At 69.8% G+C, this 22,513-nt stretch carries 23 protein-coding genes; 19 read left to right on the plus strand and 4 right to left on the minus strand.

Annotated features, from left to right (window positions below):
• Positions 1-36: 36 nt before the first annotated feature.
• Positions 37-1,095 carry a hypothetical protein gene (locus tag ACFY93_RS18390; RefSeq protein ID WP_391359807.1) on the minus strand — a complete coding sequence of 353 codons (1,059 nt, stop codon included), beginning with the start codon at positions 1,093-1,095 and terminating at the stop codon, positions 37-39.
• 406 nt (positions 1,096-1,501) lie between these two features.
• Between ACFY93_RS18390 and ACFY93_RS18395 the strand changes: the two genes are divergently transcribed.
• Positions 1,502-2,173 (plus strand): nucleotidyltransferase domain-containing protein, encoded by a 672-nt coding sequence (locus tag ACFY93_RS18395; protein ID WP_391359810.1) that lies wholly within the window; start codon positions 1,502-1,504, stop codon positions 2,171-2,173.
• Positions 2,174-2,262: 89 nt separating this feature from the next.
• On the plus strand, positions 2,263-2,583 hold the full coding sequence (gene cutA / locus ACFY93_RS18400) for a divalent cation tolerance protein CutA (protein ID WP_391359813.1): 321 nt from the start codon (positions 2,263-2,265) through the stop codon (positions 2,581-2,583).
• A 72-nt stretch (positions 2,584-2,655) separates the two neighbouring features.
• On the opposite strand, the gene ACFY93_RS18405 is transcribed toward cutA, so the two are convergent.
• Entirely contained in the window at positions 2,656-3,897 is a 1,242-nt protein-coding gene (locus ACFY93_RS18405) for a helix-turn-helix domain-containing protein (protein ID WP_391359816.1), read from the minus strand.
• Positions 3,898-4,028: 131 nt separating this feature from the next.
• On the opposite strand from ACFY93_RS18405, the gene ACFY93_RS18410 reads away from it, so the two are divergent.
• Entirely contained in the window at positions 4,029-4,538 is a 510-nt protein-coding gene (locus ACFY93_RS18410) for an ATP-binding protein (protein ID WP_391359818.1), read from the plus strand.
• A 62-nt stretch (positions 4,539-4,600) separates the two neighbouring features.
• On the opposite strand, the gene ACFY93_RS18415 is transcribed toward ACFY93_RS18410, so the two are convergent.
• Complete coding sequence (locus ACFY93_RS18415; RefSeq protein WP_391359821.1) at positions 4,601-5,101, minus strand: TrmO family methyltransferase; 501 nt, start codon at positions 5,099-5,101, stop codon at positions 4,601-4,603.
• Between the two features lie 72 nt (positions 5,102-5,173).
• A complete protein-coding gene (locus tag ACFY93_RS18420) occupies positions 5,174-6,562 on the minus strand; it encodes a Tat pathway signal protein (RefSeq protein WP_391359822.1) in 1,389 nt (462 codons plus the stop codon).
• A 189-nt stretch (positions 6,563-6,751) separates the two neighbouring features.
• Between ACFY93_RS18420 and ACFY93_RS18425 the strand changes: the two genes are divergently transcribed.
• From ACFY93_RS18425 to fxlM, 16 genes are all read left to right on the plus strand, one after another.
• Positions 6,752-7,249, plus strand: coding sequence for a DUF6415 family natural product biosynthesis protein (locus ACFY93_RS18425; RefSeq protein WP_391359825.1), 498 nt, complete (start codon positions 6,752-6,754; stop codon positions 7,247-7,249).
• 229 nt (positions 7,250-7,478) lie between these two features.
• Positions 7,479-9,380 carry a glycoside hydrolase family 15 protein gene (locus tag ACFY93_RS18430; protein ID WP_391359827.1) on the plus strand — a complete coding sequence of 634 codons (1,902 nt, stop codon included), beginning with the start codon at positions 7,479-7,481 and terminating at the stop codon, positions 9,378-9,380.
• A gap of 25 nt (positions 9,381-9,405) precedes the next feature.
• Positions 9,406-10,920 (plus strand): ATP-binding protein, encoded by a 1,515-nt coding sequence (locus ACFY93_RS18435; RefSeq protein WP_391359829.1) that lies wholly within the window; start codon positions 9,406-9,408, stop codon positions 10,918-10,920.
• A gap of 72 nt (positions 10,921-10,992) precedes the next feature.
• Positions 10,993-11,508, plus strand: a complete 516-nt coding sequence (locus ACFY93_RS18440) for a roadblock/LC7 domain-containing protein (RefSeq protein WP_057608331.1) — start codon at positions 10,993-10,995, stop codon at positions 11,506-11,508.
• Positions 11,505-11,912, plus strand: coding sequence for a DUF742 domain-containing protein (locus ACFY93_RS18445; protein ID WP_057608332.1), 408 nt, complete (start codon positions 11,505-11,507; stop codon positions 11,910-11,912). Before ACFY93_RS18440 ends, ACFY93_RS18445 begins: the two co-directional genes overlap by 4 nt.
• 55 nt (positions 11,913-11,967) lie before the next feature.
• Positions 11,968-12,555 carry an ATP/GTP-binding protein gene (locus ACFY93_RS18450; protein WP_162625126.1) on the plus strand — a complete coding sequence of 196 codons (588 nt, stop codon included), beginning with the start codon at positions 11,968-11,970 and terminating at the stop codon, positions 12,553-12,555.
• Positions 12,555-13,193 carry a GAF domain-containing protein gene (locus ACFY93_RS18455; RefSeq protein ID WP_371565062.1) on the plus strand — a complete coding sequence of 213 codons (639 nt, stop codon included), beginning with the start codon at positions 12,555-12,557 and terminating at the stop codon, positions 13,191-13,193. Before ACFY93_RS18450 ends, ACFY93_RS18455 begins: the two co-directional genes overlap by 1 nt.
• Before the next feature lie 83 nt (positions 13,194-13,276).
• Positions 13,277-14,530 carry an acyl-CoA dehydrogenase family protein gene (locus tag ACFY93_RS18460; protein ID WP_391359834.1) on the plus strand — a complete coding sequence of 418 codons (1,254 nt, stop codon included), beginning with the start codon at positions 13,277-13,279 and terminating at the stop codon, positions 14,528-14,530.
• Positions 14,531-14,670: 140 nt separating this feature from the next.
• Entirely contained in the window at positions 14,671-15,153 is a 483-nt protein-coding gene (locus tag ACFY93_RS18465; protein WP_391359835.1) for a LuxR C-terminal-related transcriptional regulator, read from the plus strand.
• An 89-nt stretch (positions 15,154-15,242) separates the two neighbouring features.
• On the plus strand, positions 15,243-15,800 hold the full coding sequence (locus tag ACFY93_RS18470; protein WP_391359838.1) for a hypothetical protein: 558 nt from the start codon (positions 15,243-15,245) through the stop codon (positions 15,798-15,800).
• Complete coding sequence (locus tag ACFY93_RS18475) at positions 15,797-16,372, plus strand: DUF6624 domain-containing protein (protein WP_391359840.1); 576 nt, start codon at positions 15,797-15,799, stop codon at positions 16,370-16,372. The genes ACFY93_RS18470 and ACFY93_RS18475 overlap by 4 nt, the downstream gene beginning before the upstream one ends.
• Positions 16,373-16,446: 74 nt before the next feature.
• Entirely contained in the window at positions 16,447-16,914 is a 468-nt protein-coding gene (locus tag ACFY93_RS18480) for a DUF6082 family protein (RefSeq protein WP_391359843.1), read from the plus strand.
• 132 nt (positions 16,915-17,046) lie between these two features.
• A complete protein-coding gene (locus ACFY93_RS18485; RefSeq protein ID WP_057608338.1) occupies positions 17,047-17,235 on the plus strand; it encodes an FxLD family lanthipeptide in 189 nt (62 codons plus the stop codon).
• Positions 17,236-17,322: 87 nt separating this feature from the next.
• A complete protein-coding gene (locus ACFY93_RS18490) occupies positions 17,323-19,362 on the plus strand; it encodes a lantibiotic dehydratase (RefSeq protein WP_391359847.1) in 2,040 nt (679 codons plus the stop codon).
• Positions 19,359-20,429 (plus strand): lanthionine synthetase LanC family protein, encoded by a 1,071-nt coding sequence (locus ACFY93_RS18495; RefSeq protein ID WP_391359849.1) that lies wholly within the window; start codon positions 19,359-19,361, stop codon positions 20,427-20,429. The genes ACFY93_RS18490 and ACFY93_RS18495 overlap by 4 nt, the downstream gene beginning before the upstream one ends.
• Positions 20,430-20,464: 35 nt before the next feature.
• Positions 20,465-22,510: a methyltransferase, FxLD system gene (fxlM, locus tag ACFY93_RS18500; protein WP_391359852.1), complete on the plus strand. Its 2,046-nt coding sequence runs from the start codon at positions 20,465-20,467 to the stop codon at positions 22,508-22,510.
• The last annotated feature ends 3 nt before the right edge of the window (positions 22,511-22,513 follow it).

Genomic DNA, 22,513 nt, shown 5'->3' on the forward strand with positions numbered 1-22,513 from the left:
GCCCTCGGGGAGGCCGACATTCCTCCTCGCTGGGAATCAGAAGTGCGAGAGGGAACTCGCCTCGTAGCGCAGCTGATACGCCCGCACGCCACCGCCGTTCATCCGGTAGATCGTGATCGCGGAAAGGAACTGCTCCTTAACCTCTAGGGTGCGCCGCCGCTCCTTCCCCTCGACGTCACTGATCCAGTCCTCCACCTGCTTCGGCAGCTTGAAGGCAAGCTCGTACGCACCTTCCTCACCCAGCGGCGACAGCGTCCACTCCGCCGAACCGCCATTGCCGCGTCGCCGAATGCGCACTGGATGGTCCGGTTTGGCATCCGCGTACGTGGTGAACGCCAGGTGATCGCTGACAGCCAGCGGCAGGATGAATGGTGCCGACGGGAAGCCCAGCAGCAACTCGGCACCGCTGTTCTGCTGGAGCGCGGCTGCGAAGCCTGCGATCGCCGCCTGAGCCTCGTCCCGGAATCTGCCATCCGCTGGCGCCGGCGTCGGCAGCAGCCCCGCAGACGCAGTCCAGGTCCCCAGCTCCTTGCGCAGCTCCGTACGCATCCACGTCACCGGGAATGTCCCGGACGTCCCGAGGTGGAACTGCGCCTGCTCCAGCGTCCACGCAGTGGTACCGATCGTCCCAAGCAGCCATGCGAAAGAAGCGCCCGACAGATCCACCAGCGAGATCTGGTGGGCCAAGGCGTACTTCTGGGCGTCCGGCGTGAACCCGCTCGTCGAGAACAGGGCATACGCGTACTGGTACCGCTGCCGCGGCCTTCTACCGGCGTGCATCACGAAGTTCTCGTTCACGTCGTGCAGCACGCCGTGGGCGTTGCGCACGATCTCCAGTCCGCAACGCTCCTGGTAGAACTTCGCCTCCAGGAACAGCCGCACCGGCATCGAGAACGCCGGTGTGAACGCGAACTCCCCCAGTACGTCCACCTGATGCAGTGCTCCCCGACCCCGCACCCGAAGCGTGTTCCCTTCGGTCGCCAGCTCCTCGGGGTCCTGGCTCTCGTGCACCAACAGGCGGTAGCCGGAGGAGCGCAGAAGCCAGGCAAGCGCCTCCTCCAATAAATACCCCCGCAGCGCGGCGCCCTTGATCATGGTCAACCCCCTACTCACCGAGCAATCTCCCGCTTGATCATCTCACTGGCTCACTGGCTCACTTGGTCAAATGGAGGTCCTTGACCGTGGCCGTCTCTCCCCACATCACCATGCTCGTGCCGCGTGCCTGACTCGTAGGAGATGAGGCGATGACCGCAAGGCCCACGCTGAGCCGGCCCGGGTCGCGCCCCGCTACCTCCCCGGTCTCGGGATCCCTGTATGGGCACTCTCCCCCTCCAACAGGCGGCCGACGGTCTGATCCGTCTCACTGGCTCTGGCCAACCCGCCGGACCAACGTTCCTCTTGTCGGCGACGCGCGCATCGCGCGAGTGCACCGCAGCAGCGGCGGCAAGGAGCTCCTGTCCAACGAGGACCTGACCTGCCGCTGAGCGGTTACGCTCCCAAGATGACGACCGACCCGTCCGCGTGGGAGCCTGCCCCGCTAGCTGAAGTCGCTGACCTCTTTTCACGAGCGGGCTGCACCTGGTGGATCGCGGGCGGCCACGCCATCGAACTCGCCGTTGGACACGCGATCCGAGAGCACGGCGACATCGATGTCCTGCTGTTGCGCGAAGACCAGCACGCCGCCCAGCATGTGCTCGCCGGATGGGAGTGGTGGGCGGCTGATCCGCCCGGCAAGCTTCGTCCCTGGCTACCCGACGAGTACCTGCCCATGGGCGTCCACGACATCTGGTGCCGCCCTGGGCCTGGCAAGCCGTGGCGCCTCCAAATCATGCTGGACGAAGCGCAAGACGGATTGTGGGTGTCCCGCCGCGACACTGCCGTGCACCGCCCCGTCGCGGAGCTGGGCGCGATCAGCACGGCCGGAATCCCCTACCTGCGCCCTGAAGTCCAGCTTTACTACAAAGCCAAGAACCCCCGGCCCAAGGATGAGACAGACCTCACCGCAGTACTTCCGACGCTCGGGCCGACACAGAGCATCTGGCTCGCCGAAGCCATCCTCGCAACGTACGGGGATCACCCGTGGGTCCACCGCCTCGAAGTGCCGGCCCGGCACCGCCGACTACCCCAGGCGGACCTTCTAGACGACCTGCCCTATGACTGGGAGCAGCGCTGACAACGTCCGGACTGCCGCCCGGATGGCCTTGGGGTCGGCCCCCCAGCGGCTAGATAGGGTCGCGGTACCCGAGCTGGAGAGGTAATTGCATGGCCAACGAGATTGTGATCGCGCAGACGACCAGCGACAACGAGGATCAGGCGAAGGCGCTGGCCCGTGGCGCAGTCGAGAGCAAGCTGGCAGCGGGCGTTCACATCGATGCACCGATCACCGCCTTCTACTGGTGGAAGGGGAAAATTGAGACGGCGCAGGAGTGGCGGATCTCGTACATGACCACGACGGACCGTCTCCCGGCTCTGGAGGCGTGGCTGCACGAGAAGCACCCGTATGACGTCCCCCAGTGGATCACGGTGCCCGTGAGCGGCGGGTCGGAAGCGTACCTGTCCTGGGTTGTCGAGGAGACGGCATAGGGTCTGCGGAGCAACCGACCAGCCGTACGACTGCGTTCGCGTCCTGAGCTTGTACGCGTGCCGCGCAGGGACTCAGGATGCGAACTGCCGCAGATGGAGGCTGAGTTCCTGCTCGCTGTCCGGGAGCGACGCTGCGATAGTCGATGCGCGCTCCTTGCCCATCGTGTTGGGCTTGGCCTGTGCTGCGGCGGCGAACTGGCGTGACACGTAGACCCCTTGGTCGACGTCACCTCCACGCAGCAGGGCCGAAGCGAGATCGCCGAGGACCACGACGCCTCCGTCCGGGAGTTCGTCTCCGAGGCGGTCGACTGCGGTGTCTGCTGTAGCGGTGAGTTCGGGACGCCCCAACTGCCCGTATACAGAGAGGGCCAGCGAGTCCATGCGGTACGGGGTCACGAACCGGACCCACGCCTGCTCGTTGGTGTGATCCGCGAAGTCGTAGGCGAAGCGCGCTCGCTCCAACGCCCGGAGCGCCCCCATCTCGTCGCCGGCCGCCGCAGCCTCCTCGGCGTGCCTGCCGAGGACCCAAGCGGCAGCAGTAGCGTTGCCGTGGCCTCGCACATCGCTGGCCGCCTGGGAAAGGAACTCCAATTTCGCCTTCGGCGTCGAGGCGCCGTAGCTGCTGTAGGTCAGGGCCAGGGCTCGGAGCGGAGGGTGCCCGGCGGTCGTCGCACACTGCGACGTGACCTTGTAGTAGGCGTCGGCTTTGTCGTGCTCACCCAAATCCCAGGCAACCCAACCGGCCAGGGCGGCGGTTTCTCCGGCGGCGATAGTGAGAGCCCGCTCGTGCTCGCCGGCACGAGGCAGAGCCGCGGTGATCGCGTCAAGATGCGACTCGACCGTGCTTTGTAGCCGCCGGGCGCTGAGATTGAGTTCCTGGACGTGTAGTTCAGCGGCCCGGTCGATGAGCGCGACGGCGGAGGGCGAATCGATCTTGGACCCCTTGCTGAGGGCGAAGGCGAGGCGCCCCCAGGGCTCGGCAGCCGCGCTCACGCCGACAGCGGCGCCACCCAGCAGCGTGCGACGCTTCACGGCGTCCTGGTCCTCCTCTGCATTGGCATGCCCCTTTCTCTTCCGAGCGCGGGCAGCCTTGGCCTCCCGCTGTAGTTCCTCGAAGGGCACACCGCAGGCCGCCGCGATGTGGGCGATTGTGTGATTGGTAGGGACGTTCTCGAAGTTCTCATAGCGGCTGATCTCTCGGCGGGTCATGGTGTCCCGGCCGGAGACAGCGTTGATCGCGTCTGCCTGCTCCTCCTGCGTCCTGCCCGCCTCCTGCCGGAGCCGGAGGAGCAGGTCGGCGAACGGATCTGGCATGAGTGTGACCTCTGTTGGTGGGCGGAATCCAATCATGGCCTCAATTCCCCCTCCAACTTTCCCCCTTGACAGATATTTCCCCCTCGGGATTCCCCTGGTCGACGGCGTCGCCACGCGGTGCGATAGCCCCCATGACCAGGCTCCAAGAGGAGACCCCGCCCGGCGGGGGCATCCGTAGCTTTGCCGACGTGGCAGGCATGTCATGCGCGAGGTCGGTTCACGAAGACCGGCACAGCACATCGGCGAGGGCAGGCATACCGGCGGCATCCCATGGCTGTCAGGCGGCCTTTCTCCCTGATCTCGCGAAAGTTGGGGAGATGCGGCAGACAGCCGGGGCGTTCCTGCGGCGGTGCCGTGTTTCGGAGCCGGTGGCGGGGGTCGTCGTACTGGCCGTCTCGGAGCTGGTCACCAACGCCGTGATTCACGGTGAGGGAGAAGTCGTGCTCCGGATCACGGTGGCCGTCGACGTGGTGCGCGTCTCGGTCACCGATCACAATCCGGCCCCAGCCGTACTCAAGGAAGCCGCGCCCGACGGTGAATCCGGTCGCGGGATCCGGCTTGTCGATGCGATCTCAGACGCGTGGGAGAGCAGCGGCAAGGAGACGTGGTGTGAGTTCCGGTACGCGAGGGCTGCGGGTTGAGCCAGACTTCCAAATGGCTCCCGGCCGTGCGGTTGACGAGTCGGGCAGCTCAGCCACTTCCCCTACAGGGGATTCTCGGAGGGCCGTTCACTTGCCTTCGCCCAGTAGTTCGGGTCAAGCATCTCGCCAGGCCATGCGGGCTGACGGATCGGGCCCTGAGGCCCCATCTGTTCGAAGTACGGTGCCAGGTCGATCACGGGCGTCCCGTCGACGGCGTCGAGATCGGTGACCAGGAGGTCCCTGCCTTCGACCTTGAGCAACCGCGGGTAGCTGACCGCCAGTTGGTTGGGGCGCCGGTGGTTGCGGTGGACGAACGTACCGGTCGCCGGCCAGTTCTGGTTTCCCCTTGGACTGCGTGCGTGGAGCTGGACGTCTTCGGGTCGGGCCAGATGGAAGCGCCAGGTCACGGTCAGGTGGGAGAACTCCTCGATTCCTTGCAGCGTTTCGAGGGGATACGCGTCGTCGAGCCGGATGATCGATTCGACCCCGCTTTGGTAGTCGTCCTGTACGCGGGTGTGGCCGCCGACGACCGTTGCGATCGACTTGACCTCGTAGGTCGGCATCAGCGCTCGTTCCTCTCCCTGGGCGTAGCGTGCGCGGCGGCCTCCGGTCAGCGCCGCGAAACCGTTCTGTGGTCAGCCTATGGCGCGCAACATGCCTCGCGCGCGACGGTCCAGTTCGGCGACGTGGCGACCACCGCGCTGCCGGACGGGCGAGATGTCGCTCTGCATGCGGACGATGACGTCACGGGCTCGCCCGGACTGGATACCGGCCATGGCGTCGAGTGCTTCGTTCCAGGTTGCGCATGCCTCGTCGAGGCGTCCCTGCTGGACTTGGACAGCGCCGAGGTAGCCGAGCGTCACGCTGTGGGTACGGGCGAACTGCTGGCGTCGGCGCGTGGCCACGCTGCGCTTGAAGTGGATCTCCGCATCCCGAGGCTGGCCCATGTCACGCAGAGCGCAGGCCGTCTCGTGTGCGAGGGAGGCTTCCTGGAAAAAGCCGACGCGGGCCGGTGCCTCGGTGGCGTCGGCGCGGGCGAGGTCCCGTTCCGCGCGGCTAATGGCCGCGAGGGTGCCAGCCCGGTCGCCGTCGGACGCAAGGGCGCGTGCGTGGACGATCGCCAGCAGCGCCTTTTCACGAGGGCTGGCCTGGCCGTAGCGGTCGCGGGACATCGAGGCGTCCGCCAGGTCCAGCGCCCGGCGTGGATGTCCGAGGTCCACGGCCTGGTGGGCCAGGGCACGCAGGACATGACCACCGAGCGGTCCGTCTCCAGCTTCCGCCGCGATGCGGGCGGCAATGGTGAGGTAGCGCTGGGCAGTGCGGTGTTCACTGGCGTCGAAGGCCATCCAACCGGCGAGGTAAGTCATCTCCGCCACGGCGGAGTACGTGTCGCGGCGGAGCTGATCTGTACGGAATCGGCCGCCAAGCAGCGGTACCGCACCGTCGAGCAGGTGGCTGGCGAGGGCCTTGCGGCCAGAAGCGCCGCCTCGCTGCTGGTCGCGCGCGGAGTAGTAAACCGTGAGATCGCGGACGTCGTCGATGTCCGCCTGGGTCACCGAGCGCGAGGATGCCGGTCGGCGGTTCGCCGCTGCAGCGGGGGCGGCTGCCCACCACGAGGTAGTGGGCAGGGCAAGGCCAGCCGCGGAGTAGGCGGCGGTGGCCAGCAGCTTACGTCGGTGCATATCGAGATCGTCGCTTCCCAGCTCGGCCAGTGCGGTCAGAGGGTCGACGCTCCAGTCGGATCCGGTGTCGGTCGTGCCTGTCGGCGCTTCTTCCAGCCCGAGGTCGGCCAGGGAGAGGCGGCGGCCGAGTCTGCGGGACAGCGTCTCGCGCAGGATATGCGGCGCTCTGCCGCTGGGCTTTGTGCCCTGGACCCACATGGCGATGTGCGAGCGGGAAATCGCGTCAAGTTCGCGCACTCCGCTCTCCGCGGCCACGCGGGTCACCGCGGCGGCTGCTTGTGGCTGGGACCAGCCTGCTTCGCGCAGAAGTGCGGCGAGGGCGACGTTGCGTTCACGGGCCATGGACTGTCCCTCGGTTCCGAAATGATCTTTGACGCCTTTGACGGCCCTGCGGGCGGTGTGGGCATACCGCTCGGCCGTGATTCACGGTTCGCTCAACGTAGCGACCAGATCACTCACTTCGCACGTCAGTCGTCGGTGCCACTTGGTGACTTGGGGTCACTTTGGCTTAATCCGAACAGGAGTTGTGTCATGCGCCTTTCGCTGGACCATCGCCGAGGCGACAGCCAGATCGGAGGCGGGCGCGGGCGGCGAGAGTCCGCCACCGTGGTGCTGGCGCCAGAGCGCGATCACGTGGTTGCCGCGTCGGAGACGGCAACGCTCGTGCTGGGCGAGGATTCGCCGCTGCCCGAGAACGCTGCCGATGTAGAGGACCTCGTTCGACTTCTGCGCGGTCACGTCGCTCAGTTGGGAGCACGGACCGACCTGGGCAGCCCTGTCCTGGTGCGGGCGCAACGGCTCTGCTCCGAAAGCATTCCCGAGGGCTACGTGCCGAGCCGGGTGTACCTGGTCAAGCTTGCCGAAGCCACCCAGGAGCTGATGGCACACGTGGAACGGGGCGGTCCCGAGCCGATCCGATCGAAGCGCGGGCGGCGTTGGCGGAAACCGCAGATCAACGTGCTGCGCGGGGCGGTCTTCGCCGTCGCCCTGGCCTGTCTCGTCTTCGCCGCTTCGGTACCGCGGACATGACGGTGACCGGGGCCGTCGTTATCGGGCTGGTCCTCGGGCCGATGGCCTGGCTGGTTCTTCGCGGTGAGCGCGCGGCCAGCCCTGCAGGGGCCGACGAGGACTTGCCGCCGCCCCGGAACGCCCCTGCCTCGCTCCGGTAACCACCGGCCTCTCCTCTTCCCACCATTCCCGGCCGCTGCGGCGGCCCCGATACCGCCCCGGACCTGCGGGGCTCACGGAGATCCACACGATGAAACGGATTCCGCGCATCGAGCAGTACGGATTGATCGGTGACATGCAGACCAGTGCCCACGTCTGCGATGACGGTTCGATCGACTGGCTGTGCCTGCCCCGGTTCGACTCGCCGGCCGTCTTCACCGGCTTGCTCGGCACGCAGAAACACGGCACCTGGCGGATCGCTCCGGCCGCTCCTGCCGACCGTTCCAGCTCCGAAGCAGTCGCCGAGCGCCGGTACCGCGGTGACTCGCTCGTCCTCGAATCGGTATGGCGCACCGAGGCCGGTTCGGTCCGTGTCCGGGACTTCATGCCACCGCGCGACGGGGCACCGCAGGTGATCAGGATCGTCGAGGGCCTGACCGGTGAGGTCTCCATGATCTCGGCCATGCGTCCACGGCCAGGGTACGGCAGCGTCAGCCCGTGGATTCACGAAGTCGGTGGGCGCATGGTCGCGGAGGCCGGCGCGGACGCTCTGTGGCTCGACACCTGCGTCCCGCAGGTGGAGAAGGACGGCGTCATGGTCAGTGCCTTCTCCGTCGCCGCCGGGCAGAGCGTGGCGTTCGTCCTCAGCTGGTGCCCGTCCCACGCAGCGGCGCCCGACGTTCCCGTCCCCGAGGCCGCGCTGACCGAGACGCTCACGTTCTGGGAGGACTGGACACGGGACTGCACCTACGAGGGGCCATATCGCGAGGCCGTGGTTCGATCCTTGATCGCGCTGAAGGCGATGACGTACGAGCCGAGCGGTGGGATCGTCGCGGCGCCGACCACGTCGCTGCCAGAGGAGATCGGCGGAAACCGGAACTGGGACTATCGCTTCACTTGGTTGCGGGACGCCTCCACGACGCTGGCCGCGCTCCTGGGGACCGGGTACCGGCAGGAGGCGCAGGCATGGCGGCGATGGCTCTTGCGCGCCGTGGCCGGTGATCCGGAAAACCTGCAGATCATGTACGGGATCACCGGAGAGCGTGACCTGCGGGAACGGGAGCTGTCCTGGCTGCCCGGCTACGAGGGCTCGGCCCCGGTACGGGTCGGCAATGGGGCGGCGGACCAACTGCAGCTCGACGTGTACGGCGAGGTCATCGAGACCCTGTACCTCGCACACGAGAGCGGTGTCGCCCGGTGCGCCGACACCGCTGTGCTGCACCAGCGACTCATCGAGCACCTGGCACAGCGCTGGCAGGAGCCCGACGAGGGCATCTGGGAGATCCGCGGAGCACGCCGACACTTCGTCCATTCCAAGGTGATGGCCTGGGTGGCGGTCGACCGCACCATCCGCCTGACCGAGGCCGGTGCCCTCCACATCGACGTAGCCCCGCTGATCGAGCTGCGGGCAACCATCCACCACGAGGTCTGCACCAAGGGCTTCGATCCGGTGCGTAACACCTTCACCCAGTCCTACGGTTCCCAAGAGCTGGACGCCGCCACGCTGCTGATCCCCCGCGTCGGCTTCCTGCCGCCCGACGACCCCCGCGTCATCGGCACCGTGGAAGCAGTGCGCCGTGAACTCTCCTCGCCGGACGGGTTCGTGCGCCGTTACCCGACCATCGGTGACCGTACCGGGGTGGACGGCCTGAAGGGCGATGAGGGCACCTTCGTCCTCTGCTCCTTCTGGCTCGTCGATGCCCTGGCCCTGATCGGCCGCCTCAACGAGGCCCACGCCCTGTTCGAACGCCTCCTCGCTCTGCGCAACGACCTCGGGCTCCTTGCCGAGGAGTACGACCCCGTCCAACAGCGCCAGCTCGGCAACTTTCCGCAGGCGTTCAGCCACATGGGCCTGATCCAGAGCGCCCGGCTCCTTCAGCTCCTGTCGACGCAGTCCTCACACCACCGCGGCGCGGTCGCGGTTCCGACGCCCCGTTCGGCCCCACGCAGCACACGCCAGATCCGCGCAGACCTGACGCCGCAACACGCTTAGTCACCCCCACCTGACGAGGATTCCCATGCCTGACAGCGCCTTCCCGGCACGGCCGGCCGCTACCGGCCACCGCAGACGGCGGCCTCCGATCGACGCGTTCACGCTGCATCGTGTCCGCCGCGCCGTGGCATTGCCCCTGGTGCTGCTAGCCGCGCTGCTGGGTGCCGCCTTCCCCCTCTGGTCGGTGTCCGCCGTAGGCCCCGGGTGGCTCCTGGCCGGCCTGGGCTGCGGACTGGCCGGGGTCGCCACGGCGGCGGCTCGCGGAGCGCGCATGGCGGCAGGTGCCGTGCAGGCGACCGCGGAGGAGGACTGGGCAGCGGCACTGGCAGCGGCTGTGGGGGCAGCGGCGGCCGTCGAGAAGTCGGTGCAGTGGTCGGCGGATGAGCTGTGCCGCGGGGGACGCCCGCCGCTGCCGGACCTGCAGGCTCCAACGTCGGCCAGTCCGAACGCCGAGATCAACACGGCGTTGAGTGCCCTCCAGGTGCAGGCCATCGCGTCGCTGATACGGGTGCACGACGAGTCCCAGTCCGTCGTCCTCCTGGAAGTGCTGCGCCGTCTGGCCATGCGCGAGCACGCACTGGTCGGCAAGGCGCTTCAGGCACTGAGCGAGCTGGAGATGCTGACCGACGACCCGGAGCTACTGGCCAAGATCTTCGAGATCGATCACCTCGTGACACGGATGCGTCGCCAGGTCGAGAGCACTGCGGTGCTGGGCGGCCAGTCCCTGCGCAGCGTGCGCCGGCCCGTTCCCGTCGCGACGGCACTGCGCGGCGCCGTCTCCGAGGTCGTGCAGTATCCACGTGTGTCCGTCGCCGCCGGGTCCGTGGGCGCCGAGCTAGGTCTTCCCGGCCATGTGGGCCCGGACCTGACGCACCTGCTGGCCGAGCTGATCGAGAACGCCTGCGAGTGCTCCGATCCCGCGACGAAGGTGATGGTGCGCGCGCAGCGCGTGGCGAACGGGCTGGCGGTCGAAGTCGAGGACCGGGCTATTCCCATGCATCCGCAGACGCGGGCGCAGATGAATCACCTGCTCAAAGCCCCCGACGAAGTCGACGTCAGCGGCCAAGTCCGGGCCGGCCAACTCGGATTGCTGGTCGCCGCGAAGATCGCCCAGTCGCACGGGCTGTCCGTTCTCCTGCAGGAGAACGTAACAGGAGGGACCACCGCCCTCGTCGTCATCCCGGCACGGCTCCTGGTAGCGATTCCCTCTGTCGACGATGCGACCGCGCGGCACCAGGAAGCCCGCCCATCCGCTCCGCCGCAGCAGGTCGCCGCGGCTCCAGCCGTCCCGACGGCAGGCCAGGTCACACACCCCGGCAATGTGGGGGCACCAGGAGCCGTAGAGGCAGGTCACTCTGCTGATGCGCCCGCTCTTCCCACGCGTAGACGTCAGGCCGGCTCGTTCCGTCCATCGCGCGAGCGGGAGCAAGCCCCCGTGACCGGGGCGACGCCAGGGCTCGCAGCCGCCTTCCGCAACGGCATCCAGGCCGGCGGGAGAGCCGGTTCTTCCGCCGCTTCGACAGAGCAGCCCGCGCCCTGAGCCCCCGTCCCTCGACGTTCCCGGTGGCCCGTTACATCTACGGGCGCCCTTCCCCCTTCTGGAGCGATCCCTATGAGCACCCACCCCGCGATGGACAACGTGACCGGCGACGCGCCCGTAACCGAGACAACTGCAAGCGGACAGCGGGACAACATGGCCTGGCTGCTGCGTCAGTTCGCCTCCGACGTCCCGGGCGTCACGCACGCCGTCCTGCTGTCGCGCGACGGACTGCGGCTGCTGGACAGCGACGTCGACAAGGACTGGGCGGACGAACTGTCGGCCGCCCTCAGCGGAGTTGCCTCCCTCGCGGCGAACATCACCGGCCCCAGCCACAAGAAGAGGCCGGCCCGGCAGGTCATCATCGAGCGCGACGACTGCCTCTTCTTCGTTCAGAGCGCCGGACGCAGCGCGGCCTTCGACAACCACCCCGGCAACGAACGCGGTGAGGTGGACACGATTCTCGCCGTCATCGCAACCACGGACGCCGATGCGGGCACCGTCGGATTCGAGATGGGGCGCCTCGTCCAGAAGTTCGCCCCCTACATGCTGATCCCGGTCCGCGTCGGCACGGGCGGAGAGGTCCGGTGAGCACACACGGCCGCGCGACCGAGGAGTCGATGTTCGTGCGGACCTACACCCTGACGCGCGGGCGGACCAGGCCGCGGCACCTGCTCGGTCTGGAAACCGTGCTGGAAGCAGGACGGGGAAGGCCCGGCCCGGCACAGGCCGAGGAATGCGAGGAGATCCTCGCCCTGTGCCGGGAGCGCCGACGATCGGTGGTCGAACTGGCGGGACGACTTGGCCGGCCCGTCACCGCCGTCAAGATCCTCGTCTCGGACCTCCTGGACGCCGACGCCTTGGTCGTCCCCCTCACCCACCCCTATGCCGATACAGGCGCGGAATCCGGTCCGTCTACCCAACTGCTGGCAGCCCTTTCAGCGGGCTTGAAGAGGAAGTGGCCTGATGCCATCGCCTACCCCCAGGCCGGATGACCCGGGCGCGGTGCTGCGTACTTCGCCGCACCCGCGCGCCGGCGCCGCGCCGACCGTGCTGAAGGTCGTGATCGCCGGGGGCTTCGGGGCGGGCAAGACCACCGCCGTAGGCGCCGTCAGCGAGATCGCGCCGCTGAGCACGGAGGAGTACCTGACCGAGGCGAGCGCAGACGTGGACAGCCTGGCGGGCATCGAGGCGAAGCAGACCACCACGGTCGCCTTCGACTTCGGCCGCCTCAGCCTGCCCGACGCGCCCGTACCCCTGGAACTGTTCCTGTTCGGCACGCCCGGCCAGGACCGGTTCGTCGACCTCTGGTACGACCTCTCCCGCGGCGCCGTCGGGGCGGTCGTTCTGGTCGACACCCGCCGTCTGGAGAGCAGCTTCACTCCCATCAGCTTCTTCGAAGACATCGGCCTGCCCTTCGTCGTCGCCATCAACCAGTTCGACGGAGCGCACCGTTACCAGCCCGAGCAGGTCCGCACTGCCCTCGAACTCCCTGCCTCCGTACCGGTGATCACCTGTGACGCCCGCGACCCGAACCACGTCGCCGGCGTCCTGCTGACCCTCGTCGGCCACGCCGTGAAGAACGCCTCCGCGAGCCGCGTTCACCACACGCCCACTACCACCCTCCAGGACGCCTGATGTCACATCACCCCAACCCCTACCTCGCATCGCCGACCGCCCCACCCGCACTGTCCCTGCCGCGACGCGGCACGCGGGACGCCGACCGCGGGCTGATCACCCCGCCCGCCACCGCCGTCACCGGGCCACAGACCCAGCAGGCACCGGAGCTGGCGCAGCGGTACGAGCTGCTCAACCGCCTGGGCGTGCCTACCGTGGCGAGCGAGGACTTCGACGACCTGGCCCGCGACATGGCCGCCAAGGCCGGGTTCCTGTACGGGTTCGTCAATCTCTTCCTGGAGGAGCAGACCTTCGTCGGGCTGCACCAGCCGCCGGCGGACAGCGGGTACTTCATCGTCGGCCGCACCATGAGCCGCGACCACGGCTGGTGCCCGGACGTCATGGCCCGCAAGAAGGCTCTCCCGCTGCACGACGTGCACGCCAGTCCGCGCTTCAGCGGCAACCACGTGGTCGACGCCGTCGGGATCCGCTCCTACTTCGGCGCCCCGCTCGTCCATGACAGCGGCACCGTGCTGGGCACGGTGTGCGTCATCGACCCCGAGAAGCGCCCCCTGAGCGAGGCCCGACGGCTCAGGGACATCGTCATCAACGCCGGTGCCCAGGTGATGGACCACATGGTCCGCGCCCCCGTCCGCTAGGCCGTTCCACCACCCCCACCCGGGAGCCGTAGTCGATCCCCGGCCGCTCCACGTTGCGACCTTCGCCCAGGGAGAGGGAGACCATGTCCGCCACACCCACTACACCGCCACCGGCGCTGCGCCCCTACCTCACCGCCCGCCACGAAGTGCTGTGGGACGAGGCGGACGCCTTCGCGGCCGAGCACATCGCGTCGCGCGTCGCGCGTATGGAGGCCGCTCCGGGCAGGGTGGAGCGCAAGGTCGCCGACCTGATGGCCGCACGGGGCTGGTTCGCCGTCACCATCCCGGCCTCCTTCGGCGGGCTGGGTGCCGGACATGTGGCCAAGACCATCCTGGTCCACCGCATCGCGCGGATCTCGGCGGCTGCCGCAGCCATCCTGCAGGCCACCCTGATCCCCGTCGGCGCCCTGCTGCACTTCGCCACCTACGAGCAGAAGGGCCGCTGGCTGCCCCGTGTCGCGGACGGTTCCCTGCTGCTATCGATCGCCGTGACCGAACCACAGGCCGGCGGACACATCGGTGGCATCGAAACCACAGCCGAACGCGCCGGCAGCGAGTGGGTGATCACCGGCCGCAAGGTCCATATCGGCAATAGTCACCTCGCCGGTGCCCACCTCGTCGTCGCCCGCACCGCCGAAGCGGGCGTGAGCACCTCCCAGGCGCTGACCGCGTTCATGGTCGAATCAAGCCGCCGCGGGCTCTCGGTCCCCGAGCACCGCCCCGGCCTTGGTCTGCACGGCTTCTCCGCCGGCCGACTCGACCTCGATCACGTCCGTGTTCCCGAGGACAACGTGGTCGGAGAGATCGGCCAGGGGCTGAGCGTGGCCCAGAGCAGCAGCATTCTGTACGGCCGTCCCAACCTGGCCGCCGTGAGCCTCGGCATTCACGAAGCGGTCGTGGCCGCCACTACTGCTCGTCTCAAGGCCCGTCCTCGCTATCGGGCCAGCCTGTCCGACCTGCCCGTACTGCGGGACCGCATCGGTGGCATGGAGGCCCGTCTGCGCGCCGGCCGGATACTCGCCTACCAGTCCGTGCACCTTCTCGACCAGGGCCTGCCCTGCGACGCCGACCTGATCAACGCCAAGTACCTCGGCCACCAGTGGGCCGTGCAGTCGGCCCAGGACGCCATGGAACTGCACGGCGCCCACGCCTTCGACCGCGACTACGTCCTCCAGCGCTTGTGGCGCGACGTCCAGCACACCTACCCGCCCGCCGGCACCGGCGAGGTCCAGCGCATACGCCTGGCCGACGCCGCCTTCGACGAGGACCACATCCAGTGGTCCGAACGCCTCGCCGCCGAAGCCGCCTGGGCACGCCCCGACCCGACCGCCGCATGAGCCCCCGTACGCGGCACCCCGTGAATCCCGACCGCCGCGCACGGGCCGGTGCCACCGGTCCCCGTCCCCCGCGGGGACCGGCGGCACCCACCCCGGTGACCGTCCGTTCCAGCCGAGAAAGAGACACCGTGACCCCGCCCGTGACGACCAGCGCACCGATCACCCCTCTGACGCCGACGCTGCAGCGCGTCGCCCAACACCTCGCGAACGGCTGTGCATCCCAAGAGATCGCCGCGAAGACAGGGCTCTCGGCGGTCACCGTCCGCCAGTACATCCGCGACATCCGCGCGAGCCTCCACTGCCCGCCCCGCTGCAAGCCCCCCGTCATCGTGCACCGCCTGTTCACCACCCAGCAGGTGGCCTCTCCCACGGCGGACAGGCCAGCTCCGAAGCTCAGCCCTGAGCAGCTGCTGCTGTTGCGAGCCGTCGCTGAGCACAGCGATACGCGCGACATCGCCGTCGCCGCCAAGCTCGCCCCGGCCGACCAGCGCGCCGCGCTCGACCAGCTCCTCGCCGACACGGGCGCACAGGACACCACCGAACTGGTGGTCCTGGCGCACGGCTGGCAGCTGTTGCCGGCCGAGCAGGCAGCCCACGCGACGCGAAGCGGGGCAAGCCGGTGACCCGGCCTACGACCTCAGCGGCCAGCGAGTACCGCTCCGCCTCCGTCCCCTTCACGCAGACGCCGCCGACCGCTATCTACGAGATGCGCATGCTGCGCACGGCGGCCGAGCGCGAGGAAGCTGCGGCCCTCGTCCAGGACCGCCAGCGCTGGCTCACAATGCACGGCCTGCCCGTACCCGCCCGCGCCGACATCCCGGCGCTCTTCCGCGAGGCGCAGACCATGTCCGCCGGACTGTACGAGGACGGAAAGCTGCTGGCCTGCATGATCCCCGAGCGTGACCCCGACCTCGGATGGGGTCAGGGTCCGTGCCTCTTCCTCCAAAGCGTCCACACCCTGCCCGGCCAGTCCGATGACATCACCCGCCTGATCACCTTGTGGGCGTCCGACTTCGCCGCCCGACTCGACCTCCAAGTCGTACGGGCCGAGACGCTGGCCCGCCACACTCTCGAAGCCGAACCCCTCGCTGCCCTCCTGCGTCGGCTCACCGACAACGGCTGGGACGTGTGCGGATCTGGCCCCGGACGCGACGGCGATCGAGTCGCCCGCCTCGAACTCCCCGCCGAGCACCGCGCCGGGCTCCGCGCGCTGATCAGCTGCCAGGTCCACGCGCCTCAGCCGGCTCCGGATGATCGGAGCAACGCGTGACAACTGACGAACCGCAGCGGCCCGACCTCGCCCGCGAGCTGATCGCCCGCGCCACGGAATCGGCCACGCACCGGGCCAAGCGCGTGCGCGACCAGCTCGACGCCGTCCAACTCGGACAGGGCCGGCACACCGACCACGTCAACACCAAGGTGCTGCGCCGCATCCTGGCCGACCACGACTGGCCCGGCCACCGCCTCGTCGGCCCCGACGCGGCCCGTGCCGCGTGGAGCATCGCCCTGCACAGCGACGACGAACCCGACTTTCAGCGCGCCGCCACCACCCTGCTGGGACGTGCGGTCCAGGTCGGCGACGCGCTGGTCCAGCACTGGGCGCACCTGCACGATCGCGCCCTCATCACCAGCGGGCGCGACCAGGAGTACGGCACCCAGCTCCTGCTGTGCGCCGACGGCATCGAGCTGTGCCCGCTGCGCGAGCCGGAGTCAGTCGACGCACGCAGGGCCACCGTGGGTCTGCCGCCGATCGCTGTCGCTCTGAAGGCGGTGCGCCGCCGGTACACCGCGCATGGCTCTGCCGATGAAGGCCCGACCGTCGTCCTCGCGGGGGCCGCGTGAAGCAGCGGAACCCCAGGTTCTCCACCAGTGGGCCTCCCGGCCGCAACTCCGCTCTGCGAAAGGATCGTTGACAGATGAAGCTCACCACCGCCGTCCTCGCTGCAGGTGCTGCCGTCTCCGTCACCACGGCCGTGGTCGGAGCCGCCCGGCTCAGGCAGGACGCGCGGCACCAGGCCGAGCGCAACGAGGCGGTTGTCGCCCGCAACCAGCTCGACTGGCTGGCGCAGATGTCCACCAACGCCGACCTCGCCAAGCTCTGGGCGCCCGAGGACGTGGACGTCGAGGAGTACATGCAGCTGCTCCATGCCAACCAGCAGATCCGTACCCTCAGCCTGCGCGACCGCCTGGGCTTCGTCCGCGACGGACAACTGCCCTTCTACGCCTCGATGCTCATGAACAGCGACGTCTGCCGGCGCTACTGGGCCCGTTTCGGAGACCTCCGCGCCCAGGAGGCCGAGGGCGACGAACGCGCCGAGCACTTCACCAAGGTCCTGAACCAGGCCGCGAAGGCCCACCAGGAAGCGCAGCCCGTAGCAGCCTGACGGCACGGGGCCCATCGACTCCCAGACGTCCTGGACCAGGCGACGCCTTCGCCCGCCACCGTCTGGCACCAAGCTCCGGGCCCCGACCGGGTCCCGGGATCCCGCACCACCCATCGCCACTAGGAGGCAAGCATGACCGCCGTGCAGACGGAGAGGCCGACCGCCCCCGTGCAGTCGGACCTGGCAACCACCGATGAGACCGACCCGTTCGGACTCGACATCACCTTCATCGAGGGCACGCCGGCGACCGAGACGGTCCTGATGTGCAGCACGGGCGACACCTGCGGCAGCTCCTGCCCCAGCGCCTGCACCACCTCGTAAGCCGGGACACCCCGGCAACGCGGGCCGGACGGGGCTCTCCCCGTCCGGCCCGCCCCGCCCGCCACGCAGAAGATGAGGAGAGCGCTGATGACACGGCACCGGTCCAGCCTGTACGAGGGCGCGGGGCAGGCCATGCTGCGCGCCGCGGTGCACACGACCGAGCCCGCCATGCCGCCCTGGCCGGTGACCAAAGCGCCCGTGGAGGAGTGGCGCGTGTGGCTGAGCACGGTGTGGTCCGACACCGACTTCCGCCGGACCGTGTCGCAGGCGAGCCCTCACCTGGCGGACCAGGTGCAGGCCATCATCGACGGTCGCACACCGAAGGTGCGCCGGATGCGCCGGGCGGCGCTGGCCACCGCCCGCTACGCGATCCGCTACGCCCGCCGCTCCACCCCCTACGGCCTGTTCGCCGGCGTCGCCCCGCTCGGCTTCGCCCAGGCCACGTCCGTGCGCTTCGGTGAGAAGCACCAGGCGGTCACCCGCCCCGACCCGGTGGGGCTCGAAGAGATACTCAGTGCCTGGGAGAGCGACGCTGCGCGCATGGCCGACGCCGAGGTCTGCGTCAACACCCTGATCCGACAGCGCGACCAGCACATCCACGTACCGTCCGAGGGCGATGCCGAGTTCCGCCTCGCCCTCAGCCCCGCGCTGCGTCTCGTACTCGACCTCGCGCGATCGCCGATCACGTACCGCCAGTTGTCCGACAAACTGGCCGCGGAGTTCCCCGCCGTGAGCGACACGGCGCGCGACCGGCTGCTGGGTGAACTGCTGCGGGTGCGGCTGCTGCGCTCCTCCCTGCGCGCTCCCGCCACCATCGCCGACCCCACCGACGTCTTACCGCCTGCAACGCACACCCAGGCAGCCGGTCTGCGGACAGCGTGCGACCTGCGGCTGGACGCCGACGTGCGGCTGCCCAAGCAGGTGCTGACCGAATCGGAGACCGCGGCCACCGTCCTGGCCCGCCTGGTCACCCATCCGAACGGGACACCGACCTGGCGCCGGTGGATCGAGCAGTTCTCCGAGCGCTACGGCGAGAACACGGCGGTGCCAGTGGAAGCGGTGACTGACCCCGACCGGGGCGTGGGCTTCCCGGCAGGGTTCGTCACGGCGAGCGAACCGCCCCGGCCGATGTCCCGGCGCGACCGCCTGCTGCTGGAGCTGGCCGGCACCGCAGCCGCCGAAGGCAGCCGCACCGTCGCGCTGACCGGGGCGATGATCGAGGAGCTGGAAGCAGCGGCCGGCGACAAGCCCCAGGCCCTGGCACCCCACCTCGAACTGGCCGCACAGGTCCACGCCTCCTGTCTTCCGGCCTTGGACCGAGGCGACTTCCGGCTGCACGTTCTGACCGTCTCCCGCTCAGCCGGATCGATGACCGGTCGGTTCTGGCACCTCCTGCCCGGCACCGAGACGGCGTACGCGAACTTGCCCACCGTCGATCCGGAGGCGGAACTCGCGCAGCTCTCCTTCCACGCCGGGCGGGTGCCGGCCGACCTGCTCACCCGCGCACCACAGGCCCTGCCCCGGATCGTCAGCGTCGGCGAATTCCGCCGTCCCGAACCGCACGTGCTCTTCCCACGCGACCTGGCGGTCACCGTCGCGGACGGCCGCCCCCAGCTGGTGGAGTCCGCGACGGGCAAGCCGCTGGAGCTGCTGGCCCCCACCGCCATCAACTTCCTGTGGAACAACTACACCCCGCCGATGGCCCGCTTCCTCGGCGAGATCAGCCGGGCCGCGTACCCGCAAGTGACCTGGTTCGACTGGGGCGCCGCCTGGACCCTGCCCTTCACCCCGGCCCTCACCTACCGTCGCACCATCCTCACCACCGCCCGGTGGAAGATCCGCAGCCGTACGCTGCCTGCCCGCACCGCCCCACTCCAGCAGTGGGCGGACCAACTCCATGTCTGGCGTGCCCGGTTCCGCGTGCCGGATCGGGTCCTGCTCGCCGAAGACGACCAGCAGCTGCCCCTCGACCTCACCCGCGACGTCGACCTGGACCTCCTGCGCGCGCACCTGGACGCCAGCCCCCTCGGCATCGCCACCCTGCACGACGCGCCCCCGCCGGACGCCGACGGGTGGATCGGCGGCCGGGCCCACAGCATCGTCGTCCCCCTGGCCAGGCGCTCATGACCACGACGACCGTGCCCCGTACGCAGGACCTGTCCGAGGGCGCCCTAGGGATGGCCCTGCTCGACATCGAGCGCCGTGACCTGTCCACCGCCCGCCGCCACCTCGCCCAGGCCACCGTCCGGGGCGTCAGCACCGGCAGCAACGCCAGCCTCTTCCACGGCGCACCCGCCCTGGAGTTCGTCCTGGACCGCGCCCACGGGGCCGCAAACGACGTCCGCGCGGCCGTCGACCGCGTCGTGGACGCCCGGCTCGCCGCCGCCCACCGCCGGCAGGAGGCCGGCACGCTGCCCCACCTCGCCGAATGGGACCTCATCCGCGGCATGACCGGGCTCGCCGCACTGCTGCTGTCCCGCCGCCCGATCGCGCCCCGGCTGCCCGACGTGCTCGCTTGCCTCGTCGCGCTCGCACACCCCGCCCGCAATGACGGCAGGATCCTGCCCGGGTGGTGGTCGCCGGTCGGCCCCGACGGGAAGGACATGGCAGGCGGACACGGCAACAACGGCATGGCCCACGGCATCGCCGGGCCCCTGGCCGTGCTCTCCCTCGCCCTGCGCGCCGGAGTCAGCGTCCCCGGCCAGGAGGAGGCCGTCGGCACGTTCGCGACCTGGCTCGACCGGCACGGCGACCACTACTGGTCCACCACAGCCCACCTGGACGCCGACCAGCCGCCCGCAGCGGAGCCGGCCCGCCAGTCCTGGTGCTACGGCCAGCCCGGCATCGCACGCGCCCAGCAGCTCGCCGCGCTTGCCCTCGGCGACCCTGTACGGCGCCAAGCGGCCGAGGACAGGGTCGAGGCGATCCTGACCGACCCGCTGCGGGTCGCCCGGATCACCGACTCGACGCTCTGCCACGGCTGGGCCGGGCTGCTGACTCTCACCCGCGCGGTCGCCGCCGACAGCACCAGCCCCGAACGCTTCACCCCGATCGTCCAAGACCTGCACCGACGGCTGGCCGCCGACTGGGAGCACCTGCCCAAACCCGGATTCATGGAAGGCCGCGCCGGGGCCCAACTTGCCCTGAAGGCCACCGACGCCACCGGTTGGACCCGCGTCCTCCTGCTCACCTGACCCCACCCCGCCGCCTCGCAAGGAGTTCCCTCCTCATGACCCTCGACGAAGAGAACCTGCCCGTCCCCCCGGACACGTCCTGGTGGCACGCCTCCGTGGCCTTTCCTGACCCGCACGCGGACGCCGCCCAGGCCCTGGCGACCGCGCTGGGCGACCGCCGCTTCCACTTCCTGCGCAAGGACGCCGGCGTGCGCCTGCGTACCGAACAGCCCGTCGCCGACTTGCTGGACCAGCTCGTCGCCGACCGCGTGATCACCGGCTGGGTGGGCGGGATCTACGAGCCGGAGACGCACGCCTTCGGCGGCCCCGAGGGCATGGAGGTCGCGCACGACGTGTTCTGCGCCGACAGCCCGGCCGCGCTCGCCGAGACCGGCACCCCCGGCGCCCGCGAGCGCAGCGTGATGCTGCTGTCCGCCATGATCCGCGCGGCGGGACTGGACCCCTTCGAAGCCGGAGACGTATGGGCCCGGTGGGCCGCCCTGCGGCCCCCCGTCACCCCGCCCCAGGGGCCCGCCCTGGACAGAGCCGTCTCCGCGATGCGGCGGCTGATGAACGCGGACGCGGCCCTGCGCCCAGACGCGGAAGCGGGCTGGGTCGAGCGCGTCGCCGAGTTCGAGGACGCCGGCCGCCGCCTGCGCCGACTCGCCGCCGACGGCCGACTGATACGCGGAATCCGGGCCGTCATCGCCCATCACGCGATCTTCGCGTTCAACCGTGCGGGCGTGCCTGCCGACGCGCAGGCCGCCACCGCGTGGCTCGGCCGTCACGTCGCTTTCTCCACCGGAGAAGGAGCTGACGTGTCTACCCCCAAGTCCGCCTCAGCGGACCCTAGCCTCCCTCGAATGGAGACCATCGTGACACCCGTAACCGACCCCAACCAGCTGCGCGAAGCCCTCGCCCAGCGGCTCGTCGACAGCGGCCACCTGCGCAGCAAGGCGGCCATCGACGCCTTCCGCACCACCGACCGGCACGCCTTCCTGCCCGGCGTCGACCTGGAGAGCGCGTACAAGGAGGACGCCGTCCCGATCAAGCACGACGAGCACGGGGAGATGATCTCCTGCATCTCCGCGCCGTCCATCGTCGCCACCCAGCTCGAACAGCTCGGCGCCCAGCCCGGTCACAAGGTCCTGGAGGCTGGAGCCGCCACCGGCTACAACGCCGCCCTTCTCGGCAAGATCGTCTCCCCCGGCGGGCAGGTGTGGACCCTCGACGTCGACCAGGACCTCGTCTCCGGCGCGAGCAAGCACCTCGCCGAGGCCGGCGTCGACAACGCCACCGCGGTGATGGCCGACGGTGCGGCCGGGCTGCCCGAGCACGCCCCCTATGACCGGATCATCTTCACCGTCGGCGCCGGCGACGTACCCGTGAAGATCCTCGACCAGCTCGCCCCCGGCGGACGCCTGGTCCTGCCGATGCGCATCCGCGGCAGCATCTCCCGATCCTTCGCCTTCGAACGCGACGGCGACACGTGGAAGACCGTCTCCTGCGAGATGGCCACCTTCATCCCGCTGCGCAAGGGCGTCTGCGACGACGTGTACACCCTCGTACCGATGGCAGGCGAGGGCAACGTGCGCCTGGAGACGTTCAGCGAGCAGGACGTCGACCGCGACGCGCTGCGCTCCGTCCTCGACCAGCAGCAGACCAAGCTCTACACCGGGGTGAAGTTCCGGCAGGGCTCAGCCTGGGAGTGGCTGTACCTGTACCTGGCCTGCGTGCTGCCCAACGGCCTGTCCCGGCTGCCGGGCCAGCGCCCCGGGTTCACCCCGCACTTCGGGTGGGGCTCCATGGCCGCCCTCGACGGCGGGTCGCTGGCATACCTGACCATCCGGGAGGGCGAGGACGAGCAGGGCCGGTACTGGGAAGTCGGCGTGATCGGCCACGGCGAGGGCAGCGCCGACCTCGCCGAGCGCGTCGTGAGCGAGATCCGCGCCTGGGACGCGACCGGCGGCAACGACGCCCCCGAGCCGGGCTTCCGGATGGCCGTCGCGGACTCGCGTGACCGGCTGACGGCGGACGACGCCCGCTTCCTCGTCGACAAGCCCTACAGCCGACTCGTCATCGACTGGGCGCGCAAGGGCTGAGCC

This window comes from Streptomyces sp. NPDC008313 (assembly GCF_042956125.1).
GTDB lineage: Bacteria > Actinomycetota > Actinomycetes > Streptomycetales > Streptomycetaceae > Streptomyces.